15 protein-coding genes and 1 pseudogene are annotated in these 26076 nt (G+C 71.3%); 2 read left to right on the forward strand and 14 right to left on the reverse strand.

Annotated features, from left to right (window positions below):
• The first annotated feature begins 92 nt into the window (after positions 1-92).
• Entirely contained in the window at positions 93-533 is a 441-nt protein-coding gene (locus tag INQ48_04235) for a hypothetical protein (protein QRF58473.1), read from the forward strand.
• Between the two features lie 68 nt (positions 534-601).
• Here INQ48_04235 and INQ48_04240 read toward each other — a convergent pair.
• The 10 genes and pseudogenes from INQ48_04240 to INQ48_04285 form a co-directional block, all read right to left on the reverse strand.
• Positions 602-1584 (reverse strand): annotated as a pseudogene (locus INQ48_04240) (PA2169 family four-helix-bundle protein).
• A gap of 122 nt (positions 1585-1706) precedes the next feature.
• Positions 1707-2183, reverse strand: a complete 477-nt coding sequence (locus INQ48_04245; GenBank protein ID QRF58474.1) for a response regulator — start codon at positions 2181-2183, stop codon at positions 1707-1709.
• A gap of 103 nt (positions 2184-2286) precedes the next feature.
• Positions 2287-7440: a malto-oligosyltrehalose synthase gene (locus tag INQ48_04250; GenBank protein QRF58475.1), complete on the reverse strand. Its 5154-nt coding sequence runs from the start codon at positions 7438-7440 to the stop codon at positions 2287-2289.
• Positions 7430-9265, reverse strand: a complete 1836-nt coding sequence (gene treZ, locus INQ48_04255) for a malto-oligosyltrehalose trehalohydrolase (GenBank protein QRF60603.1) — start codon at positions 9263-9265, stop codon at positions 7430-7432. The genes INQ48_04250 and treZ overlap by 11 nt, the downstream gene beginning before the upstream one ends.
• Before the next feature lie 35 nt (positions 9266-9300).
• Positions 9301-11445 carry a glycogen debranching protein GlgX gene (gene glgX, locus INQ48_04260; GenBank protein ID QRF58476.1) on the reverse strand — a complete coding sequence of 715 codons (2145 nt, stop codon included), beginning with the start codon at positions 11443-11445 and terminating at the stop codon, positions 9301-9303.
• A 70-nt stretch (positions 11446-11515) separates the two neighbouring features.
• On the reverse strand, positions 11516-12391 hold the full coding sequence (locus tag INQ48_04265; GenBank protein QRF58477.1) for a hypothetical protein: 876 nt from the start codon (positions 12389-12391) through the stop codon (positions 11516-11518).
• 30 nt (positions 12392-12421) lie between these two features.
• Positions 12422-15769 carry a maltose alpha-D-glucosyltransferase gene (treS, locus tag INQ48_04270; protein QRF58478.1) on the reverse strand — a complete coding sequence of 1116 codons (3348 nt, stop codon included), beginning with the start codon at positions 15767-15769 and terminating at the stop codon, positions 12422-12424.
• Between the two features lie 11 nt (positions 15770-15780).
• Positions 15781-17994, reverse strand: a complete 2214-nt coding sequence (locus INQ48_04275; GenBank protein ID QRF58479.1) for an alpha-1,4-glucan--maltose-1-phosphate maltosyltransferase — start codon at positions 17992-17994, stop codon at positions 15781-15783.
• Positions 17991-19949 carry a 1,4-alpha-glucan branching protein GlgB gene (gene glgB / locus INQ48_04280; GenBank protein ID QRF58480.1) on the reverse strand — a complete coding sequence of 653 codons (1959 nt, stop codon included), beginning with the start codon at positions 19947-19949 and terminating at the stop codon, positions 17991-17993. Before glgB ends, INQ48_04275 begins: the two co-directional genes overlap by 4 nt.
• Positions 19950-20143: 194 nt before the next feature.
• A complete protein-coding gene (locus INQ48_04285; GenBank protein QRF58481.1) occupies positions 20144-20539 on the reverse strand; it encodes a response regulator in 396 nt (131 codons plus the stop codon).
• A gap of 512 nt (positions 20540-21051) precedes the next feature.
• Between INQ48_04285 and INQ48_04290 the strand changes: the two genes are divergently transcribed.
• Complete coding sequence (locus INQ48_04290) at positions 21052-21684, forward strand: response regulator transcription factor (GenBank protein QRF58482.1); 633 nt, start codon at positions 21052-21054, stop codon at positions 21682-21684.
• A gap of 11 nt (positions 21685-21695) precedes the next feature.
• Here the strand turns inward: INQ48_04290 and INQ48_04295 are convergent, their stop codons facing one another.
• The 4 genes from INQ48_04295 to INQ48_04310 form a co-directional block, all read right to left on the reverse strand.
• On the reverse strand, positions 21696-22457 hold the full coding sequence (locus tag INQ48_04295; GenBank protein QRF58483.1) for a sulfite exporter TauE/SafE family protein: 762 nt from the start codon (positions 22455-22457) through the stop codon (positions 21696-21698).
• A gap of 52 nt (positions 22458-22509) precedes the next feature.
• On the reverse strand, positions 22510-23136 hold the full coding sequence (locus tag INQ48_04300; protein QRF58484.1) for a helix-turn-helix domain-containing protein: 627 nt from the start codon (positions 23134-23136) through the stop codon (positions 22510-22512).
• Positions 23137-23167: 31 nt separating this feature from the next.
• Complete coding sequence (locus INQ48_04305; GenBank protein QRF60604.1) at positions 23168-25330, reverse strand: hypothetical protein; 2163 nt, start codon at positions 25328-25330, stop codon at positions 23168-23170.
• A 95-nt stretch (positions 25331-25425) separates the two neighbouring features.
• Positions 25426-25926: a pyridoxamine 5'-phosphate oxidase family protein gene (locus INQ48_04310; GenBank protein ID QRF58485.1), complete on the reverse strand. Its 501-nt coding sequence runs from the start codon at positions 25924-25926 to the stop codon at positions 25426-25428.
• Positions 25927-26076: the final 150 nt, after the last annotated feature.

The following is a 26076-nucleotide window of genomic DNA, read 5'->3' on the forward strand; positions in this document are numbered from 1 at the left end:
GCAGGCCTTCGGCCTCTTCGAGCCAGGCGGATCCCCGATCCGCCCGCCGGCGCCATTCCCCCGATCTCCCGATCTCAGCCTTTGCATCCATCATGAAGACTTCTCGCACCCTCTGGCCCCTGGGCCTCGCCGCCGCGCTCGCGCTCGGCGCCTGTTCCACCGGCACGCCCAAGGTCTCGGCCGTCGACAACCAGGCCGAGCCCACCGTGCTGCTCGTGCCGCTGCGCGTCGAGGACCCGGCGCACGGCTCCGGCTGCTGGGCCCAGTTCTATTCGAAGCGCGACTTCCAGGGCGACGTCGTGACGCTGGTCGGTCCCGCCACCCTCCAGACCCTCGACAAGGGCACGGCGCGCCAACTGCAGCGCGACATCGACAGCGTGACGGTGGGCCCGCGCGCCACGCTCGAGGTCTACCAGCGCGCGATGTTCCGCGACCGCACCGTGAGCTTCCCCGCCAACAGCCGCGAAGGCGGGCTGATCAGCCGGCTCGGTTTCGGCGGCCGCATCGAGGCGATGAAGCTCAACTGCAGCTGAGCCGCTCAGGCGGTCCGCAAAAAAAAGAGCCCGGCATGCCGGGCTCTTCGTCATTAAGGGCACCGCGGTCAACGTGCGTCGCGCTCCGCGTTGCGCAGGTCGCGGATCTGATCGTGGTTTCGTTGCGCACCGCGCGCCTGCGTCTCGACGATCTCGCGCACGCCCGCCGGCAGCATCTGCTTGAGCGCCTTGCGGTAGCGCGCCACGGCCGTGTCCTCGCCACGCTCGCACTCCTCGAGGATCGACAGCCTGCTGTTGGCGCCGACCGCGCCCTTCACATGGACCCAGCCGCGGTGCATCGCACCGCTGGCCGTGCCGCCCGCGGCCGGTTGTCCGCCATAGGACTCGACGATGCGCACCAGCTGTGCCGCCGCGTCGGCGCACTCGACGGCACGCGCGGCGAACACGCGCTTGAGCTGCGCGTCGTCGATCTCCTCGGCGCAGACACGGAAGCCGTACTCGCCATCGCGGCTGGTCTCGAGCAGGTCGTTGATCACGTCGACCACGTCATCGTTCGCCAGCGGCAGGCCGTCCACCGCGGGAATCGCGCTGTCCTCGTCGCTGTAGTAGATGCGGTCGGCGCGCTCCCACGCGGCCTGCGACGCGGGACGCGCACGCGTCCAGTCGAGCGTCGAGGCGCCGCGGCGTGCTTCCCACTCGCGCGCGAGCGAGGGCTCGACGGCCGCGAACTCGTCATGGCCCGAGGCGCGTCCGCTCCAGCCCAGCTCATAGGCCGGCGCATAGTCGTCGTAGCTGCGGCCGGCTTCGTAGTAGGGCTCGCGCTCGTAGGCCGAGGCCCAGTGCGCGCGTTCCACGCTCGGGTTCACGCGTTCCGCGACGGCCTTGCCGCCCATGCCGCCGAGCACGGCGCCCGCGATCAGGCCGGCCGCCGCGCCGCGCCGGGGCCGCCCACCGCGCCGACCGCCGCGCCCGCGAGCGCGCCGCCGGTGGCGCCGACACCGGTGCCCACCGGATGCGAGCCGGGCTCGCCGGTGATCGGGTCGCGGTGCAGGTTGTTGTTCGTGTCGAGCAGATGCTTTTCCTTGGCCATGTCTGACTCCTTTCGGTGTGTGCTGTGTGGATGAAGAGGTGAAGAAACTTCATCCTCGGGCCGCACCGGCCGCGCATCGTCGGTGCGCCGCCTGCATCGCTGTAGGCGAGCGCGCGGGTCGCTCAGGCGGGCCCGCTCGTGCGCGCGGTCGCCTTCGACGCGAGCGCCACCGCCGGCGTCGTGCCCGTCGACGCGCCCTCGCAGAAGCTCAGGAATTCGTTGATCTCTTCGGACTTGTCGAACACCGCGTCGGCGCCGAGTTGCAGGCATTGCTCGCGGTTCGCGCGCGTGGCCGCATTGGTCAGCGCGATCACCGTGCGGCCGTTCTTCATCGGCGCGAGCCACGACAGCACGCCCAGGCCGGTGCCCTGCTGCAGGAACAGGTCCACCACGGCGATTCGCCAGGCATCGTCGTGCGCCTGCAGCCACGAGATCGCCTCGGCCTCGCTGTTCGCCGAGCCCACCACCTCGGCGCCGAGGAAGCCGCCGAGCACCACGCGCAGGCTGTCCTGCACCAGCGGCTCGTCCTCCACCATGAAGATGGAGAGCGGGCCGCGCGGCGGGCGCGCGCGGCGGGTCGTGTTGGATGCGGTGGGCATGGCGGGGGCGTGGTGCAGTGTGGTGGCACTGTGCGGCCGCGCCGCCGCCCAACGAGGCACCCTTCGTCGCGACAGCGCGTAGGACCGCGCCGCCGCGCGCGAATCAATCGCCCGGCGCGCCGCGCCACAGCGCGGCCCATGGCAGGCGCGCGAACAGCAGCGCGAGGTCGAGCTCGCGGCCCGATTCGAACGGCGCATCGGTCAGCAGCTCGGTGAAACCGACCCGCGCATCGGGCGTGCCCTCGTCGGACAGCCACACGCGCGTGCCGCGCCAGGCCTCGCCCACCGGCAGCACTGGCGCGGCCTCGTCGATCACGCCGCCGCACAGGCCCGCGAAGAAGCGCGCGGCCACCACCACCAGCGTGCGTCCCTCGTGGCGCCGCTCGAACGCGACCACGTGCCGCGCGAGCGGTCCTTCGACGCGCAGCCCGCGGTAGCCGGCATCGCGAAAGAACGCGTCCTGCGCGCGGCGCAGCGCCAGCAGCCGCCAGGCGAACCAGAGCTTGGCGCGGCCGTCGTGCGGCGCGCGCGCGAACGCGTCCACGCTTTCGGCGGATCGCGCACCGGCCGCGCGCCGCTCGAAGTCCTCGAGCAGGTCTTCGCGGCATGCATAGTCCACGGCGCGCCGGTTGTCGGGGTCTACCAGCGTCAGCGGCATCAGCTCGGTGCCCTGGTAGACGTCGGGCACGCCGGGCGAGGCGAACTTCAAGAGCATCAGCGAGAGGCTGTTCCACGCGCCGAACAGCGCGATGCGCGACGCGAAGGCCTGCAGGTCTGCCCACCACGCGGCCGGCTGCGCCGCATCGAGCGTCAGCTCCACGAAGCGCCGCAGCGCGTCCTCGTAGCCCGCGTCGGGCCGGGTCCACGCGGTGCGCAGCTTGGCCTCGCGCGCGGCCTTGTGCATGTACTGCACGATGCGCTCGCTGTAGTCGGCCAGCGCCTCGCCGTCGAGTTCTTCGACGGGCAGCGTGCCGACCAGCGTCTGGCACAGCAGGTAGAGGTCGGCGCCCGAGGGCGCGTCGGCCGGCGCGCCCTCGGCGGCCATGCGCTCGCGCAGCGGCTGCTGCAGCCGGCGCCAGCGCATCAGCGCGGCGCGCCATTCGCGCGGAATCTCCGACAGCACGTCGATGCGCGTGCGCACGTCCTCCGAGCGCTTGTTGTCGTGGGTCGAGGTCGCGAGCATGGTGTGCGGCCAGCGCGCGGCACGGTCGGCGCTCGCCGCGTGGAAGTCCTCCACGTCGACACCGAACACGTCGGGATCGCCACCCACCTCGTTGAGCGCGGCGAGCGGGAAGTAGCGATAGAAGGCCGTGTCCTCGACGCCCTTGGCCGCCACCGGCGCGCTGAACTGCTGGAAGCGCACCGCGAAGCGCCGCACCCGGTCGCGCAGCGCGGGTCCGGCCGTGGGCACGGCCTCGCCGCTCAAGGTCTGGCGCAGGAACGCGTAGACCGAGGTGTCGCCGTCGCCGAAGTGCCGCTCGGCCTCGGCCACCGCGTGGTCGATGAAGCGGCGGTCCTGCGCCGAGGGCCGGTCGACGATGTAGCTGCGGTAGACCGGCAGGCAGGCCACCACCGCCGCGAGCGCGCGGCGCAGCGTGTTGAGCGTGTGGTCGCGCGTGTCGCGGTCGGCGCGCGCGATGCGCAGCAGCGCGTTCGACAGCACCGAGAGCTCCGAGGCCAGCGCATGGCGCATCACGGCCGCCTTGCCGTCGCGCACGTGGGTCTCGAAGTGCGCGGGCGACTCGGTGAAGCGATGCCACAGCACCGCGAAACGCCCGGCCGCGGCGGTGTCGATCAGCACGCCGTTGGCCACGTTCGCGAAGCGGTAGCCGGTGGTGCCGTGCACATGCCAGTCCTCGGGCACCTCCTCGCCGCGCGCCACGATCTTCTCGGCCACCACGTACAGCGGCCGCGCCGGTCGGCCGCGCGCGTCATTGCCGGTCAGCGGCAGCCCGGCGCGGCGCGCATAGCCCTCCTGCAGCTGCAGGAAGTAGCGCGCCGGATCGTGCAGGCCGTCGGGATGGTCGATGCGCAGCCCGTCGACGATGCCCTGCGAAGCCAGGTCCAGCGCCAGCGACTGCGTGGCCTCGAACACCTCGTCGCGCTCCATGCGCAGCGCCGCGAGGTCGTTGATGTCGAAGAAGCGCCGGTAGTTGATCTCGTCGGCCGCCACGCGCCAGTAGGTCAGGCGCCAGTGCTGGGCCTCGATCAACGCATGCAGCGCGTCGCGCGCGCCGCCGTCGTTGAAGCCGGCCGTGGCCTGTGCCAGCGCCTGCGCCACCTCGGCGTGCGCATCGGCGAGTTCGCCCAGCCGTGCCTTCAGCAATGCATGCTCGCGCGAGCGCGCCTCGCGCACGGCCGGGTCGGCCGCGGGCGCGTCGTCGGCGCTGGCATCGTGCACCGGCCATTGCGCCCAGGCCTCGGCCAGCGCCTGCAGCCGCGCGCGCGGCCCGGCGTCCGACACCGCCTCGACGGCGCGCGCCAGCACGCTGGCGTGGCTGCGCGGCGCGATCGGGAAGCGGTGCTCGTAGTAGCGCAGCGCGAAGCCGGCCTCGCCGCGCGCCGTGCCTTCGCCGCGCTCGAAGTGAAGCACCAGCTCGCCGTTGGAGAGCGCCTCGCCGTAGGGCACGCCGAGCACCGGCAGCAGCACCTTGCCGCGCAGCTCCGGGTTCAGCGGTTCCCAGTCGATGTCGAAGTGCTGCGCATAGACCGAGGCCGGGCCGTGCTCGAGCACGTCCATCCACCAGCCGTTGTCGGCGCCGAACACGCCCATGTGGTTGGGCACCATGTCGAGCAGCAGGCCCAGGCCCTGTTCGCGCAGGGTGCGCGTGAAGCGCTCGAAGCCCTCGGCGCCGCCGAGCTCGGGATTGATCTGGTCGTGCGCGACCACGTCGTAGCCGTGCATGCTGCCGGCGCGCGCGCGCTGGATCGGCGAGCAGTAGACATGGCTGATGCCCAGCCGCGCGAGGTAGGGCACGATCGCCGCCGCGGCATCGAAGCCGAAGTCGCGGTGCAGCTGCAGGCGGTAGGTGGCGCGCGGAATGCGCGCCTCGGGCACGCGCTGCCCGACGTCCTGCGTGGGGCTCGCGCGCGGCCGCTCGGCGGCCAGCCGCGCCGCCACCGCGCGCACCGTCTCGCGCGTGGCCAGGGTCTCGAGCTCGGCCTCGAGCTTGCGGCGCCAGTTGGGCTGCAGCTCGTCGGTGGTGCCCGGCAGGTTCGCCTGGTCGAGCGTGCCCAGCAGGTCCTCGGGCTGCACCATCGCCAGCGCGCAGGGCGTGGCGCCGATGTAGGCATGCACGGCGGCCGTCAGCGCGGCATCGGGCTGCGTGGCCGTGGCGGCCGCGGCCGTCTCTTCGGCCGACAGCAGGCCCTGCCGATGCAGCGCGCGCAACAGGCCCACGCGCTGCGCAGCGCGGTCGGCCTGCTGCTTCTCGAACAGCTCCTGCGAGGGGAACAGCCCGAGCTGCGCGCGCAGCCGCAGATCGTGGCCCGACCACCAGCCGGCCAGGGTCGCGAGGTCGTGCGTGCCGAAGGTCGCGAGCGCCGCGCCCGGGTAGTCGCCGGGCGGCAGGAACTCGCTGCCGCGGGTCTCGAAGACGAGCACGCGGTACGACAGCACGTCGGCCTGCGCCAGCGCCTCGCGCACGCGCGGCGCCACCGTGCCCAGGTCCTCGCCGATCACCATGCAGTGGTGGCGATGGCTCTCGAGCGTGAGGATCCCGAGCATCTCCTCGAGCGGGTACTGCACATAGGCGCCGTCGCGCGGCGAACTGCCCTCGGGAATCCAGAACAGCCGCATCAGCCCCATCACGTGGTCGATGCGCAGCGCGCCGCCATGGCGCATGTTGGCGCGCAGCGTGTCGGCGAACAGCCGGTAGCCGCTCGTGCGCAGCCGGTCGGCGCGCAGCGGCGGCAGGCCCCAGCCCTGGCCCTGGGGATTGAACTCGTCGGGCGGCGCGCCCACGCTCGCGCCGAGCGCGAATACCGACTGGCCGCCCCAGGCGTCCGAGCCCGCGCGGTCGACCGAGATCGCGAGGTCGAGGTACAGGCCCACGCGCATGCCGAGCGCGCGGCAGCGCGCCCCGGCCTCCGCCAGCTGCATCGAGGCCAGCCACTGCAGGTACTGGTGGAAGTGCAGCTCGCTCGCATGCGTGCGCTCGAACTGCGCCACCGCCTCCGAGGCCGGATCGCGGTAGGCCTCGGGCCAGCCGGTCCAGCCATGCACCGAGGCGTCGGCGGCATGGAAATGCGCCTGCAGCGCCTCGAACAGCGCATGGCGGTGCAGCGCCTCGCCGCGGTCGGCCACGAAGGAACGGAAGATGCGCGCGCGATCGCTGCCGGGCTCGGTGTCGGGCCCCAGGTGCGCGCGCTCGAAGTGGGCGAACAGGCAGCGCAGCACCTCGTGCTTGGCCTGCGCCACGCCCGCGCGGTCGACCAGCGGCGCGGCGCGCAGCGCCTTCAGCCGGGTCTGGAACGCGGGCTCGGCGACCATGCGCCGCGCCTCCTCGCACTCGGCGAAGTCGGGCACCGCCTCCACCGCGATGTAGAGCGCGTCGATCTGCTGCCGCGTCGACGGGCTGTAGGGGCTCGCATGCAGCGGGTTGTGCGCGAACAGCGCATGCAGCGGGTTGAGACCGATCGCATCCACGCCCAGCGGCGCCATGCGCGCGGCCAGTTCCGAGAGATCGCCGAAGTCGCCCATGCCCCAGTTGCGCCGCGAGCGCAGCGCGGGCAGCTGCACCGCGAGGCCCCAGGCGCGGCCGCCGCCCTCGGGCGCGAGCGAGGGCGGCCGGTAGCAGCGTCCCGGCGTCGCGATCAGCAGCGTCTCGCCCTCGGCGCCTTCGATCGACAGGCGGTGGTAGCCGGGCTGCAGCTCGACGTCGAAGGCCAGCATGCCGTCGGCGCCGATCCGCGCCTCGCCCGTGCTGGGCTCGCCGTATTCGTCGCGCAGGTGCCAGAGGTGACGGCCGTCGGCCGTGGTCGGCAGGACGGCAGGATCGAGCGTCAGCGACCACGGTGCCTGCTCGGCGCGCACCACGTGCACCGCGGGCAGCACGGCACCGGCCTCGGGCGGCACCGTGGCCGGCGTGTCGTCGTCCTCGCCGCGCCAGGCCACGCCGAAGGTGGCCAGCAGCGCGCGCAAGGTAGCGCGCGGTACCTGGTGCTCGTGGCCGAAGACATCGTGGTAGCGGGTGTCGATGCCGAAGCGCGCGCACAGCGCCTCGATCGTGGGGTGCTCGCGGGATTCACTCGACATCGGACACCTGCAGGCTCAGATGCACCGCGCCGCGCGCGAGGCGCAGCCGTTGCGGATGTCCATCGGGTGCGCTCGCGGCATCGACCGCCTCGCCGAGCGCGCCGGCCGAATGCAGCGTCTCGCCCGGCGGCGCGTCGACCGCATGCTGGTGCTCGCCGAAGCAGGCCAGCAGGTGCAGCACCGCGCCGTCCGACAGCGTCCAGCGCACGCGCAGCAGGTCGTCCTCGACCTCGTAGTCGCCGCCGCGCTGGCGCCCGCCGAAATGCGGCACCAGCCGCTCGCGGCGCAAGCGCAGCAGCTGCCGCACGCCCTCGAGGTTCTCGCGGTGCGGCGAGCGCTCGCGCTCGCTCCAGTCGAGCTTGGCCAGCGCGAAGCTCTCGGGCGCGTTGCAGTCGGGGATGGCCGCGCGCGCGGCTTCGTCGGCGAAGGCGGCGAAACGGCCGAACTCGTCGCGCCGGCCCTGCGACACCGCGGCCGCGAGCTCGGGCCCGAAGTCGCAGAAGTAGGGGAAGGGCGTGGCGGCCGCGTACTCCTCGCCCATGAACAGCATCGGCGTGTGCGGCGACAACAGCAGGCAGGCGCGCGCGGCGCGCACCAGCACCGGGTCGGCCAGCGCGTCGATGCGTTCGCCGAAGGCGCGGTTGCCGACCTGGTCGTGCGTCTGCAGGTAGGACACGAAGGCGCCCGAGGGCAGGTTGGCGCTCGGCTCGCCGCGCGTCTCGCCCTCGCGGAACACCGAGGCCTGGCCCTGGTAGACGAAGCCCTCGGCCAGCGCGCGCGCGAACAGCTCGAGCGGCTGCTGCGCATAGTCGGCGTAGTAGCCGTCGCGCTCGCCGGTCAGGAGCACGTGGGCCGCATGGTGCAGGTCGTCGTTCCATTGCGCGGTGGCGATGCGCGGCCGGCCTTCCTCGTCGCGCTCGAGCAGGTGCGCGAGGTTGCGGTCCTCTTCCAGCACCACGTGCACTTCGCGCGTGCGGCCCGGTCCCTCGCGCAGCGCGGCGCAGATGGCCTGCACGATGCCCACCGGCGAGTCGTCGCGGATCGCGTGCACCGCGTCCATGCGCAGGCCGTCGGCATGGAACTCCTCGACCCAGTAGAGCGCGTTGTGGATGAAGAAGTCGCGCACGGTCGCGCTGCCGGGCCCGTCGTAGTTGATCGCGGCGCCCCAGGGCGTGCGGTGCGCGTCGTTGAAGAACTGCGGGCAGCAGGCATGCAGGTAGTTGCCTTCGGGCCCGAAGTGGTTGTAGACCACGTCGACCAGCACCATCATGCCGAGTGCGTGGGCCTCGTCGATCAGCGCCTTGAGCGCCTCGGGCCGGCCGTAGACGGCATCGGGCGCGAAGGGCAGCACGCCGTCGTAGCCCCAGCCGCGCCGGCCCGGGAAGTCCGCCAGCGGCATCAGCTCGATGGCCGTGATACCGAGCGCCGCGAGCTCGGGCAGCCGCGCGCGCGTGGCGTCGAAGGTGCCCTCGGGCGTGAAGCTGCCCACGTGCAACTCGTAGATCACGGCCTCGGACCAGGGCCGGCCGCGCCAGCCGCCGTCGCGCCAGGCGTAGGCGGCCGGGTCGATGACCTCGCTCGGGCCGTGCACGTCCTCGGGATTGAAGCGCGAGGCCGGGTCGGGCACCTGCACCCCGTCGGGCATGCGGAAGCGGTAGCGGTCGCCGGCGCGTGCCTGCGCGAGCCGCAGCCGGTGCCAGCCCTCGGCATCGCGCGCCATGGCATGCGCCGCGGTGCCGAGTTCGAGCAGCACCTGCGGCGCATCGGGCGCCCAGAAGCGGAAGTCGACGCCGCCGGCGGGATTCGGCAAGGCGCCGAAGGGCATCGCGTGCGTGCGTGGCTGCGTGAGGATCGCGTCGTTCATTCGGGGGTTCCCATGTTCTCTCGGCCCAGCAGTACCAGCGAGCGGCTGGGCAGCGCATAGGCCGCGCCTTCCAGCTTGCCCGTCTCGCCGGCGCCATCGTCCTTGGTGGTGTCGAGCAGCACGCGCCAGGGCGCGGCGCTCGGCGGCAGTCGAAACGGGATCGCGTCGTGGTGCGCGTTGAGCAGCAGCAGGAAGTCGTCGTCGCGCAGCGTCTCGCCGCGCGGCCCGCGGTCGGGCAGGGCGCTGCCCGAGACCAGCGCCGCGAGGCAGCGCACGTGGTCGGTGTTCCAGTCCTCGGAGCTCATCTCGTCGCCGTCGGGGCGCAGCCAGCAGATGTCCTTGGCCGACTGCCCCTCGGGCACGCGGCCCTCGAAGAAGCTGCGGCGGCGGAACGCCGGGTGCCGGCGCCGCAGCGCGATGGCGCGCTGCACGAAGCGCGTGAGCGCGGCGCGCTCGGGCGTGTCGCTCCAGTCGATCCAGCTCAGCGCGTTGTCCTGGCAGTAGGCGTTGTTGTTGCCGTTCTGGCTGTGGCTGCGCTCGTCGCCCGCCAGCAGCATCGGCACGCCCTGCGACAGCAGCAGGGTGGCCAGCAGGTTGCGCTTCTGCCGCGCGCGCAGCGCGTTCACCTCGGCATCGTCGGTCGCGCCCTCGGCGCCGCAGTTCCACGACACGTTGTGGTTGCTGCCGTCGCGGTTGTCTTCGCCGTTGGCCTCGTTGTGCTTGTCGTTGTAGGAGACCAGGTCCTCGAGGCAGAAGCCGTCGTGCGCGGTCACGAAGTTGATGCTCGCGAACGGCCGTTTGCCCGACCAGCCGTAGAGGTCCTGCGAGCCCGTGAGCCGCAGCGCCATCTCGCCGGTGACGCCCGCGTCGCCCTTCCAGAAGCCGCGCATGCCGTCGCGGTAGCGGTCGTTCCACTCGGCCCAGCCGAGCGGGAAGTTGCCGACCTGGTAGCCGCCATGGCCCAGGTCCCAGGGCTCGGCGATCAGCTTCACGCGGCTCAGGGTCGGGTCCTGCCGGATCGCGTCGAAGAAGCCGCCGAGGTTCTCGACCCGGCCCGACTCGCGCGCCAGCGCCGAGGCGAGGTCGAAACGGAAGCCGTCGACGTGCATCTCCTCGACCCAGTAGCGCAGCGAGTCCATCACCAGTTGCAGCGCGCGCGGATGCTCGAGGTTGACGGTGTTGCCGCAGCCCGTGAAGTCGTCGTAGTAGCGGCGCTGGTCGGCGTTGAGGATGTAGTAGGAGGCGTTGTCCACGCCGCGCATCGACAGCGTGGGCCCGAGCTGGTTGCCCTCGCAGCTGTGGTTGTAGACCACGTCGAGGATCACCTCGATGCCGGCCGAGTGCAGCGTCTTGACCAGGGTCTTGAACTCCTTCACCTTGCCCGACGCGCTGTAGCGCATCTCGGGCGCGAAGTAGGTCAGCGTGTTGTAGCCCCAGTAGTTCTGCAGGCCGCGCTCGGCCAGGTGGCGATCGTTGAGGAAGCCGTGCACCGGCAAGAGCTCGACCGTGGTCACGCCCAGCCGGCGCAGGTGGTCGATCACCGGCGCGCAGCCCAGGCCCGCGTAGGTGCCGCGCAGCTGCGGCGGCACCTCGGGATGCTGCATCGTGAAGCCGCGCACGTTCAGCTCGTAGATCACCATGTCCTGCCAGGGGATCGACGGCCGGCGGTCCTCGCCCCAGGTGAAGGCGGTCTCGAGCACGCGGCTCTTGGGCATCAGCGGCGCGCTGTCGCGGCGGTCGAAGGACAGGTCCTCGCGCCGGCCGCCCACGGTGTAGCCGTAGAGCGCGTCGCCCCAGCGCAGCGAGCCGACGAGGTCCTTGGCATAGGGGTCGACCAGCAGCTTGTGCGGATTGAAGCGGTGGCCCTCCTCGGGCTTGTAGGGGCCGTGCACGCGGTAGCCGTAGGCCAGGCCGGGGCGCGCCTCGGGCAGGTAGCAGTGCCACACGTCGTCGGTGCGGTCGCGCAGCTCGATGCGCTGCAGCTCGCGCCGGCCGCTCTCGTCGAACAGGCACAGCTCGACCTTGTGCGCATGCTGCGTGAACAGCGCGAAGTTGACGCCCTGGCCGTCCCAGGTCGCGCCGCGCGGATAGGGCTCGCCGGGCCAGACGGCGGAGATGGGGCTGTAGGTGGCCTTCTTCATGAATGGGTCAATGCGAGGGATCGGTCGGGGTCGGGAAACACGAAAAAGGTCAGGGTGCCGATGGCCGCGTTCAGCGCGGTGGCGGCCAGCGCTCGCCGCTGTCGTACGGGCCCGGCGCGTGGTCGCTGCGCGGTGCCACGGGCTGGCGCACGGAAGGCGCTGGAGCGCTCTCGGTGCCGGCGGCGGCGGCAGGCGCCGAGGGCGTGGCGGGCGCGGTGGGCGTCAGCGGCGCGGCCGGCGTCACCGGCGTGCGCACCGGCGCCACCCCAGGCCCGCGCGGGCGTTCGCGCGGCCACCAGTGCTCGATGCGCTCGGCCGCCCAGTCCTTGCCCGCGAGGCCGAAGGCCAGTGCAAGAGCAAGAACGATGCCGGCGAGCATCACGAGGAAGGTTTCGCGCACGATGTCGCCGCCCACCTTGACCTGGTCGAGCGCGATCAGCACCACGAACACCATCACCGCATACTGCGCGGCCTTGCCCAGCAGCTGGCCGTCCTGCATGCCGGCGTTGCGGCAGTAGGTCTGCACCGCGCCGCCGACGAAGCGCGCGAAGTAGGCGCCGAAGGCCAGCACCAGCAGCGCGATGAAGATGTTGGGCACGAACCAGACCGCGCGCCCCAGCAGGTCGGCGATGTAGCTCAGCCCCAGCCCGTTGAAGGCGATCAGCAGCGCGGCCAGGATCACCACCCAATAGAACAGCGCGCCCACGATCGCCGAGGTGTCGCTCATGAGCCCGCCCTGGCGCCAGAAGTTGTCCAGCCCCGAGCGCTCGGTCAGCACGTTGAAGTTGAACGCGCGCAGCGCCTTGATGACCGCGAAGCGCACCACCTTGGCGATCAGCCAGCCCGCGAACACGACCACCAGCGCCACCAGCAGCCGCGGCAGGTAGGCGCCGATCTGGTAGAGGATCGCGCGCAAGGGTTCCAGGTGGAAGCCGAAGTTGTCCATGATGAGTTCCTCCTTCTGTGGACCGTCGCGTCAGCGCGCGGTGGAATGGTTCGGCGCAACGAGGGCGAGCAGGCCGTGCAGCGGCACCTCGACCCAGTCGTTGCGGTTGTTGAGTTCGTAGCGCAGCTCGTAGAGCGCCTTCTCGATCTCGAACAGGCGCAGCAGTCCGGCATCGGCCGGCACCGCCTCGGCCGCGCCGGCCAGCGTGCCGGTGTAGGCCGAGAGGAAGGCGTCGCGCGTGACGCGCTCCCAGTCGCGCACCGCGGCATCGAGGCGCACCGCCTCCTCGGCGTTCTGCGCCACGCGCCGCAGCGCGGTCCAGCGCGCGTAGTTGAACGAGCGCAGCATGCCCGCCACGTCGCGCAGCGGCGAGGCCTTGGCGCGGCGCTCCTCGAAGTCGCGCGCCGGCTCGCCCTCGAAATCGATGATCACGAAGTCGTTGCCGCTCACCAGCACCTGGCCCAGGTGGTAGTCGCCGTGGTAGCGGGTCTTGCGACCGCCGCCCTGCGCGGGCACGCTGGCGGCCACCGCCGCGTGCAGCGCCTCGCGCAGGCCCAGCAGCTGCTGCGCCTGCTCGCGCACCGGGTCGCTCAGCTGGCCCAGCCGCTGCTGCAGCAGCGCCAGCGTGGTGTCGACCTCGGCCTGCGCATGGGTCTGCAACGCGGTGGCGTCGGCCGCGCTGGTGGGTTCGGGATCGAAGGCCGGGTCGCCGGTGGGGCGCGCCAGCGCGAGGTGCAGCTCGGCGGTGCGCTGGCCCAGGGTCGCGGCCAGTGCCATGAAGCCGCCGTGCGCATCGGCCGGCGCCGGCGCGTCGGGCAGGTCGGCCGGCGCGGTGCGCAGTTCCTCGAGGTAGCGCTCGACGTAGTCGCGCGTGAAGGTCCAGCCGTCGCCCTGGTTCGCCATGTACGACTGCACCATCGCGAGCGCCATCACCTGGCCGTCGTTGCCCACGTACTCGAGCGCGCCGAGCACCGGCACGCAGTTCGCGTACTGCACCACGTCGGTCAGGAAGCGGCCCATCTCGAGCTCGGGATTGATGCCCTTGCGCGCGCGGCGGTAGCCCTTGAGGAACAGCGTGTCGTTGAGCGTCACCACCGTGTTGCTGCTCTGCGCGCTCGGCCGGCCCACGGGCATGGCTTCGATGTCCAGGCCCAGCTTCGCGAACGCGGCCGTGGGGCGGAACTGCAGCCGGCCCGCGGCCGTCGGCAGTTCCAGGCCCTGCTGGATGGCGCGCACCAGCGCGCGGCAGAAGGGCTCGTCGTAGAAGGCATCGCCCATCAGCCCGACCTGGGCCTGCTGGCGCACCTTGGCGAGGCCGGCCTGCGCGAGGCGGTTCATGCGTTCCTCCTCGCGCTCTTCCCAGGCCAGCGTCAGCGGCATGAAGTAGGTGGCGCTCTCGCGCGGGCCCTCGAGGTCGAACAGCGGCAGCAGGTAGCGGTCGGCGCCGTCCTCCCACACCGCATGGTCGGCCAGCCGGGCGCGCGCGATGGTCTCGCCCTTGGAGGCGTACCAGCGCTGGATCTCGATGTGGCGCGGCAGCGTGTCGGTCTCGAACTGGGTGCGCATGCGCTCGGCCATGCCGATGCGCCACGGCATCACGCGTTCGCGGAAGAAGCTGTCCCAGCCGTCGAACAGCACCAGCGTCGGCTGCTCCTGCAGCGCCACGCCCTCCTGGTGCCACACCGGCATCTCGGCATCGAGCGTGAGCTTGAACCAGTAGAAGCCGTACGAGGCCAGCGTGAGCAGGTAGGGCAGCTCGCCGATCGGCGGGAAGGGCGCGCGACCGAGCATCTCCACCGGCACTCGGCCCTTGAAGGCCGCGAGGTCGAGCTCGACCGGCTGCGCCGCGCGCGAGAGGTTGAACACCGTCAGGATGATGTCGTCGCCGTACTCGCTGACGTAGGCCAGGATCTTGCGGTTGCCGGGCTTGAGGAAGCGGCGCCGGCCGCGCCCGAAGGCATGGCTGGTCTTGCGCACCGCGAGCATGCGGCGCGTCCAGTTCAGCAGCGAGCTGGCGTCGCGCGCCTGCGCCTCCACGTTGAGCGCCTCGTAGCCGAACATCGGGTCCATGATCGGCTGCAGGTACAGGCGCTGCGGATCGGCGCGCGAGAAGCCGGCGTTGCGGTCGGGGCTCCACTGCATCGGCGTGCGCACGCCGTTGCGGTCGCCCACGAACACGTTGTCGCCCATGCCGATCTCGTCGCCGTAGTAGATGATCGGCGAGCCCGGCATCGACAGCAGCATGCCGTTCATGAGCTTCACGCGGTCGAGGTCGTTCTCCATCAGCGGCGCCAGGCGCCGGCGGATGCCGAGGTTGATGCGCGCGCGCTGGTCGGCCGCGTACATGTTGTACATGTAGTCGCGCTCCTTGCTGGTCACCATCTCGAGCGTGAGCTCGTCGTGGTTGCGCAGGAAGATCGCCCACTGGCAGCCCTCGGGGATGTCGGGCGTCTGCTGCAGGATCTCGACCACCGGATGCCGGTCCTCCTGCGCGATCGCCATGTACATGCGCGGCATCAGCGGGAAGTGGTAGGCCATGTGGCACTCGTCGCCGTCGCCGAAGTACTCGCGCACGTCCTCGGGCCACATGTTGGCCTCGGCCAGCAGGAAGCGGTTCCTGTACTCGGCGTCGATCGCCGCGCGCAGCTTCTTGATCACCGCGTGCGTCTCGGGCAGGTTCTCGTTGCTGGTGCCGTCGCGCTCCACCAGGTAGGGGATGGCGTCGAGCCGGAAGCCGTCCACGCCCATGTCGAGCCAGAAGCGCATGACCTTGAGCACCGCCTCCAGCACCGCCGGGTTGTCGAAGTTCAGGTCGGGCTGGTGGCTGAAGAAGCGGTGCCAGTAGTAGGCCTTGGCCACCGGGTCCCACGACCAGTTCGAGGTCTCGGTGTCGGTGAAGATGATCCGCGTGCCCTGGTAGAGCTGGTCGGTGTCGCTCCAGACGTAGAAGTCGCGCTCGGGCGAACCGGGCGGCGCCTTGCGCGCGGCCTGGAACCACGGGTGCTCGCTCGAGGTGTGGTTGATGACCAGCTCGGTGATCACGCGCAGCCCGCGCTTGTGCGCCTCGTCGAGCATCTCGCGGAAGTCGTCGAGCGTGCCGAACTGCGGGTTCACGTCCTCGTAGGCCGAGATGTCGTAGCCGTCGTCGCGCAGCGGCGAGGGATAGAAGGGCATCAGCCAGATCGTGTTGACGCCCAGCTCCTTCACGTAGTCGAGCTTCGCGGTCACGCCCTTGAAGTCGCCGACGCCATCGTTGTTGGTGTCGAAGAAGGCCTTGACGTTGAGCTGGTAGATCACCGCATCGCGGTACCACAGCGGATCGTCGCTGTTGTCGATCTCGACGGTTTCCAGCGCGATGCGCGAAACGGGTGCATTCATCGCTCTCTCCCTCAGAGGAAGTAATCGAAATCGCGCTCGCTGCGCACGCGCCGGCGCACCACGAGGATGTGGGCGGGCACGCTGTGCGGATCGAGCTTCACGTAGTGGTGATGGCCGCGCCAGGTGTAGCGCTGGTTGGTGAGCAGGTCGTGCACCTGGAAGTCCTCGTCGGGACCGACGCCGATGCTGGCCGGGTCGAGGTGGATCCAGCCCGACTGCGCCTGGTGCGGATCGAGGTTGACCGCGACGATCACCACGTTGGCCTCGAGCGCGTCGTTCTCGGGCGCCGACTCGCGCGCGTAGGCCAGCAGCATGTCGTTCTCGACCGGCAGGAAGCGCACGCCGCGGTGCGTCTGCAGCGCGGGGTTGTCGTGGCGGATGCGGTTCACGCGCGCGATGAAGGGCGCGAGGCTTTCGGGATCGTCGTGGTTCCAGTGCCGCAGCTGGTACTTCTCGGAGTCGAGGTACTCCTCGCTGCCGTGCTCGCGCGGGCGGTGCTCGCGCAGCTCGTAGGCCGGACCGTAGATGCCGTAGCTGCCCGCGAGCGTGGCCGCGAGCACCAGCCGCGCCATGTAGGTCGGCGCGTCGCCGGCCTGCAGCTGCTCGTGCAGGATGTCGGGCGTGTTGGGCCAGGCGTTGGGGCGGAAGTAGTCGGCGCCCGGGCCGCTCGACAGCTCGGTGAAGTACTCGACCAGCTCGGCCTTGCCGGTGCGCCAGGTGAAGTAGGTGTAGGACTGGGTGAAGCCCAGCTTCGCGAGTCGGTGCATCACCTTCGGCCGCGTGAAGGCCTCGGCCAGGAAGATCACGTCGGGGTGCTCGCGGTTGATCTCGCCGATCACCCACTGCCAGAACGCGAAGGACTTGGTGTGCGGGTTGTCGACGCGGAAGATGCGCACGCCCTCGCCGATCCAGTGGTCGAGCACGCTCTTGAGCTCGGCCCACAGCGCGCGCCAGTCATCGCTCTCGAAGTGGAAGGGATAGATGTCCTGGTACTTCTTCGGCGGATTCTCGGCGTACTGCACGCTGCCGTCGGGCCGGCGGCGGAACCACTCGGGGTGGTCCTTCACGTAGGGATGGTCGGGCGCGCACTGGAAGGCGATGTCGAGCGCGATCTCGATGCCCTGCGCGTTCGCGGCCTGCACCAGGTGGCGGAAGTCCTCGGGCGTGCCGAGCGCGGGCAGGATCGACTTGTGGCCGCCTTCCTTCGCGCCGATGGCCCAGGGGCTGCCCACGTCGTCGGGGCCGGCCACCAGCGTGTTGTTCGGGCCCTTGCGCTGCTCGCGGCCGATCGGATGGATCGGCGGCATGTAGAGCACGTCGAAGCCCATCGCGGCAATGGCGGGCAGCCGCGTCTCGACGTCGCGGAAGGTGCCGTGGCGGCCCGGTTCGCTCGAGGCCGAACGCGGAAAGAGCTCGTACCAGGTGCTGAAGCCCGCGCGCGTGCGTTGCGCCCACAGCGGCAGTTCGGCCGAGGTCACGGCGAGGCTGCGGTCGGGATAACGGCGCGCCACCTCGGCCAGCGAGGCGTCGAGCGCCAGCGCCTGCACCGCGCGCAGCTCGGTCGCGCCATCGGCCGCGGCGCGCGCGAGTTCCTCGCCCCAGCGCGCCAGTGCCTCGCGGTCGGCGCCGTCGGCGCGGCCCGCGGCCGCCACGATGTCCTTGGCCGCGGCGAGCGCCGCGATGCGGATGTCCTCGCCCACGCGGCGCGCCATCTCGTGGCGCCACGACTCGAAGGAATCGACCCAGGCGCTGACGCAGTAGAGGTAGCGCCCGATCGCGGGCGGCGCGAACGCGGCTTCCCACACGTCGTTGCCCAGCGCGCGCATCGGCAGCTCGCGCACCGCGTCGCGTGCCTCGTTGCTCGCTTCGGGTCGCCAGCGCAGCATCACGCGCAGCACGTCGTGGCCATCGGTGAAGCAGTGCGCCGTGATCGTCGTGCGCTGGCCCACGATGGCCTTGACCGGGAAGCGGCCCTCGTCGACCGAGGGCAGCACCGCGCCGATCACCGCGCGGATCCGGCCGTCGGAGCCGTCGGCCGGAGCGGGCGCATCGGGTGCGGCGGTTGCCGGCGCGAAGCTCAGCGGCGGCTCGGGCGGCGGCAGCGAGCGCTTGCGCGCGGGGGCCTTGGTCTCGGTGCGGGGGATGGGGGTGCTTTCGCTCGCGGTCTGGGTCTGGGTCTTGCCCTTGGGCGCCTTGGCGCCGATCGGGGTGGTTTCACGCTTCATCGTTGGCCCTCGGATTGCAGGATCACGGTGGACAGCGGCGGCAGCGTGAGGCTCAGCGAGTGGCGCCGGCCGTGCGCGCGCACGGGCGATGCCTCGACCTCGCCGAAGTTGCCCCAGCCCGCGCCGCCGAATTCGGTGGCGTCGGTGTTGAGCACCTCGCGCCAGGTGCCGTCGCACGGCACGCCCACCAGCAAGTTGGTGCGCGGCACCGGTGTCATGTTCACGGCCACCAGCACGGGCGGGCCGTCGTGCGCGGGCTTGCGCAGGAACAGGAACACGCTGCGCTCGGCATCGTCGGCATCGATCCATTCGAAGCCCGCGGGCGTGAAGTCCTGGCTGTGCAGCGCCGGCTGCTCGCGGTAGACGCGGTTGAGCTGGCGCACCATGCGCTGCAGCCCGGCATGGGCCGGCAGGCCGCAGAGCCACCATTCGAGCTCGCCGTCGTGCGTCCATTCGCGGCGCTGGCCGAACTCGGCGCCCATGAACAGCAGCTTCTTGCCCGGATGCGCCCACATGAGGGCCAGCAGCGCGCGCAGGTTGGCGAACTGCTGCCAGTCGTCGCCGGGCATCTTGTTGATCAGCGAACCCTTGCCGTGCACCACCTCGTCGTGCGAGAGCGGCAGCACGAAGTTCTCGTGGAAGGCATAGACCAGCGAGAAGGTCAGCGCGTGGTGGTGGTGGCGGCGATGCACCGGGTCGTGGCGCATGTAGTCCAGCGTGTCGTGCATCCAGCCCATGTTCCACTTGAGGCCGAAGCCCAGCCCGTCCATCTCGATCGGACGCGACACGCGCGGCCAGGCGGTCGATTCCTCGGCCACGGTGAAGGTGTCGGGATGGTCGCGGTAGACCGCGCGGTTGAGCGTGCGCAGGAACTCGATGGCCTCGAGGTTCTCGCGCCCGCCGTGGCGGTTGGGCACCCAGCCGCCGGGGCCGCGTGCGTAGTCGAGGTAGAGCATCGAAGCCACCGCGTCCACGCGCAGGCCGTCGATGTGGTACTTGTCGAGCCAGAACAGCGCCGACGACACCAGGAAGCTGCGCACCTCGGGACGGCCGTAGTTGAAGATCGCCGAATTCCATTCGGGATGGAAGCCCTGGCGCGGATCGGCATGCTCGAACAGGTGCGTGCCGTCGAAGAAGGCGAGGCCATGCGCATCGGTCGGGAAGTGCGAGGGCACCCAGTCCAGCAGCACGCCGATGCCGCGCTGGTGCAGGTGGTCGACGAAGTACATGAAGTCCTCGGGCGTGCCGTAGCGCGCGGTCGGCGCGAAGTAGCCCGTGGTCTGGTAGCCCCAGGAACCGTAGAACGGATGCTCGGTCACGGGCATCAGCTCGACGTGCGTGAAGCCCATGTCGTTCACGTAGTCGGCCAGTGCGTGGGCCAGCGCGCGGTAGCCCATGAACTGGCCGTCCTCGCGCCGCCACGAGCCCAGGTGCACCTCGTACATGGCCATCGGCGCGTCGAGCGCGTTGCGCGCATGGCGCGTCGCCATCCACTCGCCGTCGGCCCAGTCGTGGCCCTCGCCGAGCCGGTGCACGCGCGAGGCGGTGGCCGGCGCGAGCTCCGACGAGAAGGCGAAGGGGTCGGCCTTGTCCTCGACATGGCCGCGCAGGCGCGAGCGGATGCGGTACTTGTAGGTCTGGCCCGGCCGCACGTCCTCGACGTGGCCGCGCCACACGCCGCTGTCGCCGGGCACGGGGCTCAGCGGATCGGCGTCGCCGTTCCAGCCGTTCCAGTCGCCCACCACCGAGACCGACTCGGCATTGGGCGCCCACACCGCGAAGTCGGCGCCGCCGTCCTCATGGGGATGGCAGCCGAGCTTGTCGAACAGGCGGGCGTGGGTTCCTTCGCGAAAAAGATAGGCGTCGGTGTCGTCGAAGACGACGGGGGAATGGACAGCAAGCACGGTATTTCCTTGGAGCGGCGTTCCCGGGCGCGAACCTCTTTGCGAGTCCATGGCCGAAGATCGTTAGGCGGGGAGAAATGCATTTCCCCCGAAGCGCGACGGCTTGCGTCGAAGCGTTCACCGCTTCGATTTGTCGGAGAAGAAGCCGTCCGGAAAAATGAAACACCGGTGCAGTGCGCTCGCGCGGTCGGCGAGCCGGAACGAAAGGAAGAAGGCGTGCCGCGCGGGCCCTTGCGCGGCCAGGCTCAGGCCGCGTCGCGCACCGGGCCCGAGCAGGCGCGCGCGAGCGCGCGGGCCAGGTCGTCGAGCGCATAGGGCTTGCGCAGCCACACGCTGCCGGCCGGCGGCTGCGCGGGCTCGGGTTCGCCCGAGGCGAAGATCACCGGGATGCGTTCGATCGCCATCAGCTTGGCCGCGAGGTCCTTGCCCGAGAGGCCCGGCAGGCCCACGTCGAGCATCAGCAGGTCGAAGGCGCCGCGCATGTAGCGCGTGATCGCCGCCTCCGCGCTGCGCACGCCGGTGGCCCAGTGCCCGATCGCGCGCAGGGCCTCGAGCGAGGTGGCCATCGCGTCCGCGTCGTCCTCGACCACGAGGATGCGCAATCGGTTCGGGTCGGCGGACGGTGATGGATCGGAGGACAAGGAGGAAGGGCGTTCGACGAAGCGGGGTGCGTTCGCGGAGGGTGCCGAAGGTGCTGAGGGCGTGCTGGCGGTGGCGTTCATGTCGGGATGACGGAAGTGCCGTGCACCCGGGGCTTCGGCGCGGGACGTCGACGCGACAGGCGGCAGGGCGTTGCCGAATGAATGTGTGTGGTGGATGAAGGGATTGCATCCCAAGCTAACCACCGTAAGAAGATGCGTCTGTCGGACGGCACCGCGTGCCCGCGCGGGCAAGGCGCCGCGAACCCGACGGCCCCGCGCAGCCGAGCCTGCGTGCCAATGGCCACGGACTTCCGCGCTTGCGACCCTTTTCGAAGCGGGAGGGGGTGCCGTGTCGGCGCAGTCCGTCGTTCCCGCAAGACGCCGTTCCATTCGCGTGCAGGACAAGGGCCCGTGTTGGGGGCGAGGCCTGCCGCGCGGGCCTTTGCTATGGCATCGTTGCGCCCTGCCCGAATTCCGGGCGCCTCATGTGAATGGACCAGGAGAAACGCATCATGATCAAGATCGGAATAGTGGATGACCATGCCGTGGTTCGCGAGGGCCTGAAGGCGCTGTTCTCGGGTTTCGTCGAATTCCGCGTCGCCGGCGAGGCCTCGTCGGGCCGCGAGGCGATCGACCTCGTGCGCACCACCGAACTCGACGTGCTGCTGATGGACCTCTCGATGCCCGGCCAGAGCGGCATCGACGCGCTCGGCATGATCCGCGCGAAGGCGCCCGACCTCGGCATCCTCGTGCTGAGCGCCTACCCCGAGGAGCACTATGCGGTGAACCTGATCCGCCAGGGTGCCTCGGGCTACCTCAACAAGGACTGCGAGCCCGAGGAGATCGCCAACGCGATCCGCACCGTGGCGCTGGGCCGGCGCTACATCACGCCCTCGGTGGCCGAGATCCTCGCCAACCAGCTCGACCGCAAGGACGACGCGCCGCCGCACAAGCACCTGTCGGAGCGCGAGTTCCAGGTCTTCCTGAAGCTCGCCAAGGGCGAATCGGTGGGCAGCATCGGCGATGCGCTGTCGCTGTCGGTCAAGACCGTGAGCACCTACCGCACGCGGCTGCTCGAGAAGCTGCACCTCAACACGAACAGCGACCTCACCTACTACGCGATGAAGGCGCAGCTGATCGACTGAAGCCAACGGCTTCAGCACCAGATGCGCGCCGCGTAGTACGCGCTCATGAAGAGCCCGGCCGCGATCACCGCGCGCCGCACGGCCCGCGCGGGCAGCACCCGCACCAGGTGACCGCCGGCCCAGCCGCCCGGCACCGCGCCGGCCAGCATCGCGAGCGTGGCGCCCCAGTGCACCGCGCCCTGCACCACGAAGATGACGATCGCCGCCAGGCTCACGGCCGTGGCGAGCAGGTTCTTCATCACCTTCACGCGCCGGATGTCGTCGGGGTCCTCGATCGCCAGCAGCGCGCTGAGCATCACGCCCAGTCCCGCGCCGAAGAAGCCGCCATAGACCGAGACGGCGGCGAGCGCGGCCGTGCCCGCGAGCGCGCTCGGCGCCGCGCCTTCGCGCCGCCGCGCGGCCCAGGCCTGGATTCGTGGCGCGAAGGCGAACAGCGCGGTCGCGAGTCCGATCAGCAGCGGCACCGGCTGCAGGAAGGCGGCCTCGGGCAGCGCGAGCAGCAGCAGCGCGCCCGCGATGCCGCCGAGCGTGGCGGCGGCCAGCGAGAGCGCGAGCCGGCGATCGGCCGCGGGCAGCTTCGCGCGATCGGCCACGGCCGCGAGCAGGTGGCCCGGCGAGATCGCGACCGCGTTCGATGCATTGGCCACCACCGGCGGCAGGCCGGCCGCGAGCATGGCCGGAAAGGTGATCAGCGTGGCGCCGCCCGCGATCGCATTGACCACGCCGCCCGCCGCGCCGGCCGCGAACAGCAGCGCCATGACCTTCGGTTCCATCGCCCACTTCCCGTGCAAAAGACGGGATGCTAGGAACGCGCGCGGCTTCGATCTAGGACGTTTGTGAGGGAGGCCGCATGCCGCGCCGGTAGCGGCCCGGCGAGACGCCGAACACGCGGCGGAAGTGGCGCCCCAGGTGGCTCTGGTCGGTGAAGCCCAGCTCGAGCGCGAGCTCCGCCAGCTCGGCATCGCCGCGCAGCCGCTCGCGCGCGACGTTGAGCCGGTCGACCAGCCGCCAGGCATGCGGCGGCAGCCCGGTCTGGGCGGCGAAGCGGCGCGTGAAGGCCTCGCGGCTCAGGCCGAGGCGCCGCGCGATCCTCGACACCGGTTCGTGCCATGCGAGCGCGTCGAGCGCCTGCCCGTCGAGCACGCAGGCCGCGCCCATCCGCTCGGCCGGCGCGTAGACGTTGAGGCAGACCGTGCCCGCGTGCGTGTGCGCGAGGCCGCGATGCGCCACGCCCGCCGGTATGGCGAGGCAGTCGCCCGCCCGCAGTTCGAAGCGCCGGCCGCCGGCCTCGACGACGCGGCTGCCGCGCAACACGAAACTCAGTTGCGTCTGGCGATGGAAGTGCGGCTGCAGCAGCGGCACCTGCGTGCCCTGCCAGTGGGCGAGCTCGACGCCGTCGTGCGGCGCCGGCGCGTAGTGCCAGCAGGGCGGGGCGGCATCGGGCCTGGTCATGGCCCGATTATTGGCTCGACGCTGGGCGCGCTCAGGCGCCCGGCGCGCTCGCCGCGGCCGGATCGTGCTGCAGCCGCGCCGGCAGCCGCTCGTCGAGCCAGTCCATGCGCCAGGCCAGCACCGCGACCGCGCCGACGATGCACGCGGCCGCCACCGCGCCCGTGAGCCCGTGCCGCTCGCGGTAGGGGTCGGGCGTGATCCGGCGCGCGCCCGGCGGCACGTGCGCGGTCTGCGACAGCATGCCGCCGAGCCGCACGTTGACCTTCATGCGGCCGTTGATGGCCCAGCCGCTGGCGTCGAGGATCGGCCCCAGGCTGCGCTGGCGCAGCTTGAGCCAGGCGATCAGCATGCTCGGCCCCGAGATCGCGATCACGATGCCGATCAGCGCCACCGGGATCCATTGCCCCAGGTCGATGAACTTGCCGAAGATGCCGACCAGCACCGCGCTGATGCTGCCGAGCGCCACGCCGATCGCGGCCACCGTGCCGACGTCGACCCGGCTGGTGGCCGGCAGCGGCGGCTTGGCGGCCGCCTTCGCGGGATCGGCGCCCGCGGCCTGGTCGGCGGTCGCGACCTTGCCGGCCAGCGACTGCAGCGCCGTCTGCGAACCGGCCTCGCTCGCGGCCGCGCGCTTGGCCACCTGCTCCTCGATCATGCGCACGAACTTCTTGTAGGGCGCGAAGAAGGCCTGGGCCACGCTGGTCGGGTTCTCGATCAGCTTGGTGATGGTGGCGTCCCAGTCGCGGCCCTGGCGGTCGTAGAACACGCCGTTGCGCCCGACGAACAGGAAGTCCACGTCGCCCGCGGTGAAGGCCGCGACGATGCTCATCTTCTGCCCCTGACGCGTGCAGTCGCAATAGGCCAGGCAGGTCTTCGCGAGGCCCGCGAGGACCGCGTGCTTGGCCGTGTCCTGCACCTGCACCGTGAGCTCGCAGCTGCGCCCGTCGAGGTAGAGCGTGCCGGCCTGGAAGATCGCGCCCTCGCGCCGGTAGAAGGCCTTGAACGAGACGAAGTTGTCGAGCAGCAGCTTGAGGTCGCGCTGCAGCCGCAGCAGCTTCTCGAGATCGACCAGCAGCTTGTTGTGGGTCTCGGCCGCCTCGTCCTCGGCGATCAGCGCGAGCAGCGCCTCGCGCGTGGCGAGCAGCGCCTCGATGCGTTCGTGCGACAGGCTCGCGAGCGCGTTGGCCGGCCGCGACGCGATCCAGCCCTCGCAGGCGCCGAGCTGCTGGCGCAGCGCCTGCCATTCGTCGTCCTCGAGGCTGTCGCGCGCGCCGAGCAGCGGCGCGACCGCGTCGCGCGCGAAGGCCGCGATGGCCTCGGCCCAGGCCGGGTTGAGGCTGGTGCCGCGCAGCGGCAGCGAGCGGTGCGGCGTGATCGGTGCCAGCGGCAGCTCGGCGATCGGGTGCGCGTTGGCATCGAGCGTGTGGCCCGCGAGCGCGTCGTAGGCCTCGGGCGAGGGGTTGAGCGCCGTCACGGCCTGCACGTCGTAGGCGGCCACGCGGCAGCGCGCGAAGAAATCGTCGATCTTGGCCGCCACCTTGCGCATCGCCTCGGCCGCGGCCAGCGTGCGATCGCCGAGCGCCAGCAGCGCGGCGTCGGTGCCCTTGGCGTACCAGTCGCGCATCGCGGCCGCGTCGGCCATGAAGGCCTCGGCGCGCGCGCGGTCGATGCCGGCGGTCTGCTTGTGGCGGTCGGGCGTGCTGCCGTGGCTGCGCATCGCTTCGGCGATGGTGGCGCGCAGCGCCTCGTCCTCGGCGGTCTCGGGCGTCACCACGCCGTCGCCGTTGAAGCGCATCGAGGCCAGCCATTCGCCGCGGTCGGAGATGTCGGCCAGCGTGAGGGTGTTGGTGCCTTCCTTGCCGAGCAGGTCGAGGATGCGCCGGCCCTCCTTCGCGAGTTCGGCGCCGGGTGCCTTCGCGCCGTCGAGGTCGTCGAGCGACAGCGTGCCGCCGCCCGAGAGCAGCACGTCGGCGCTGCGCAGCCGCTCGCAGGCCCACTGGCAGGCCGCGATCACCTCGGGCGGGCGCACGCGAGCGTCACGGTCGGTGTCGATCAGGTCCAGCGTGCGCGGATCGAAGTCGATGCCGCGCGTGGGGCAGGCCAGCGCGACCCAGAGCTTCTGGTCGAGCTCGGCGATGCGCGCGATGTCCTCGCCGCTGCGGAACACCACCTGGTCGACGCCGCCGGCACGCATGAACTGCCAGCGGTGCGGCGTCGCCGCGGGGCCTGCGGAGCCGGGCGTGCCGGCGGCTTGTGCGGTCGTTGCCTCCGTCATCGGTCGTGCTGCCCTCAGACGGCGACCTTCTTGTGCTCGCCGAGGTTCTTCGGCGGCTCGCCGGTGAGGGCGGCCTTGGCCATCTTGTAGAGCTGGACCATCTTGCTGTCGTCGACGTCCCAGTACTCGGCCTCGACCACGTCCACGGCCAGCAGGCCGAGGTTGGGATCGTCCACGCCCTTGGGGAACCAGGCCTCGACCATCTTGCTGAACAGGGCGCGCTTCTTGGCGGCGTCCTCGCGCAGTTCGGCGCGGCCCGAGATCGACACGTAGCTGTCGCTGTCGGTGTTGGCGTAGGCGATGTTCACGACCGGATCGCTCGCGACATGGCGCGCGATGTCGCCATCCTTCGGCACGAAGAAGTAGAGCGTGCCGGCCTCGTCGCCGTCCTTGTTCTGCGTGGTGAGCGGGTGGCTGTGCAGCTGGCTGTCGCCGTGGCGGTGCGTGAGCATGCCGAAGCGCGTGTCCTTGATCAGGTCCCAGAGCTTGCTTTGGTCGGTGGTGGTGGCGGTCATGGAGATCTCCTTGCGAAAGCGAAAAACGTAGGGTGGAAGGGAAGCGGGCAGTTCGACCCTAAGAGGCGTCCGCGCCCCGCCGCGCGGTCACGCGGCGCACGGGCGTGTCATCCGATACCGACAACGCAACGCAGGCCGCGGGCCTGGTGC

Origin of the sequence: Variovorax paradoxus (assembly GCA_016806145.1) — a bacterium.
GTDB lineage: Bacteria > Pseudomonadota > Gammaproteobacteria > Burkholderiales > Burkholderiaceae_C > Variovorax.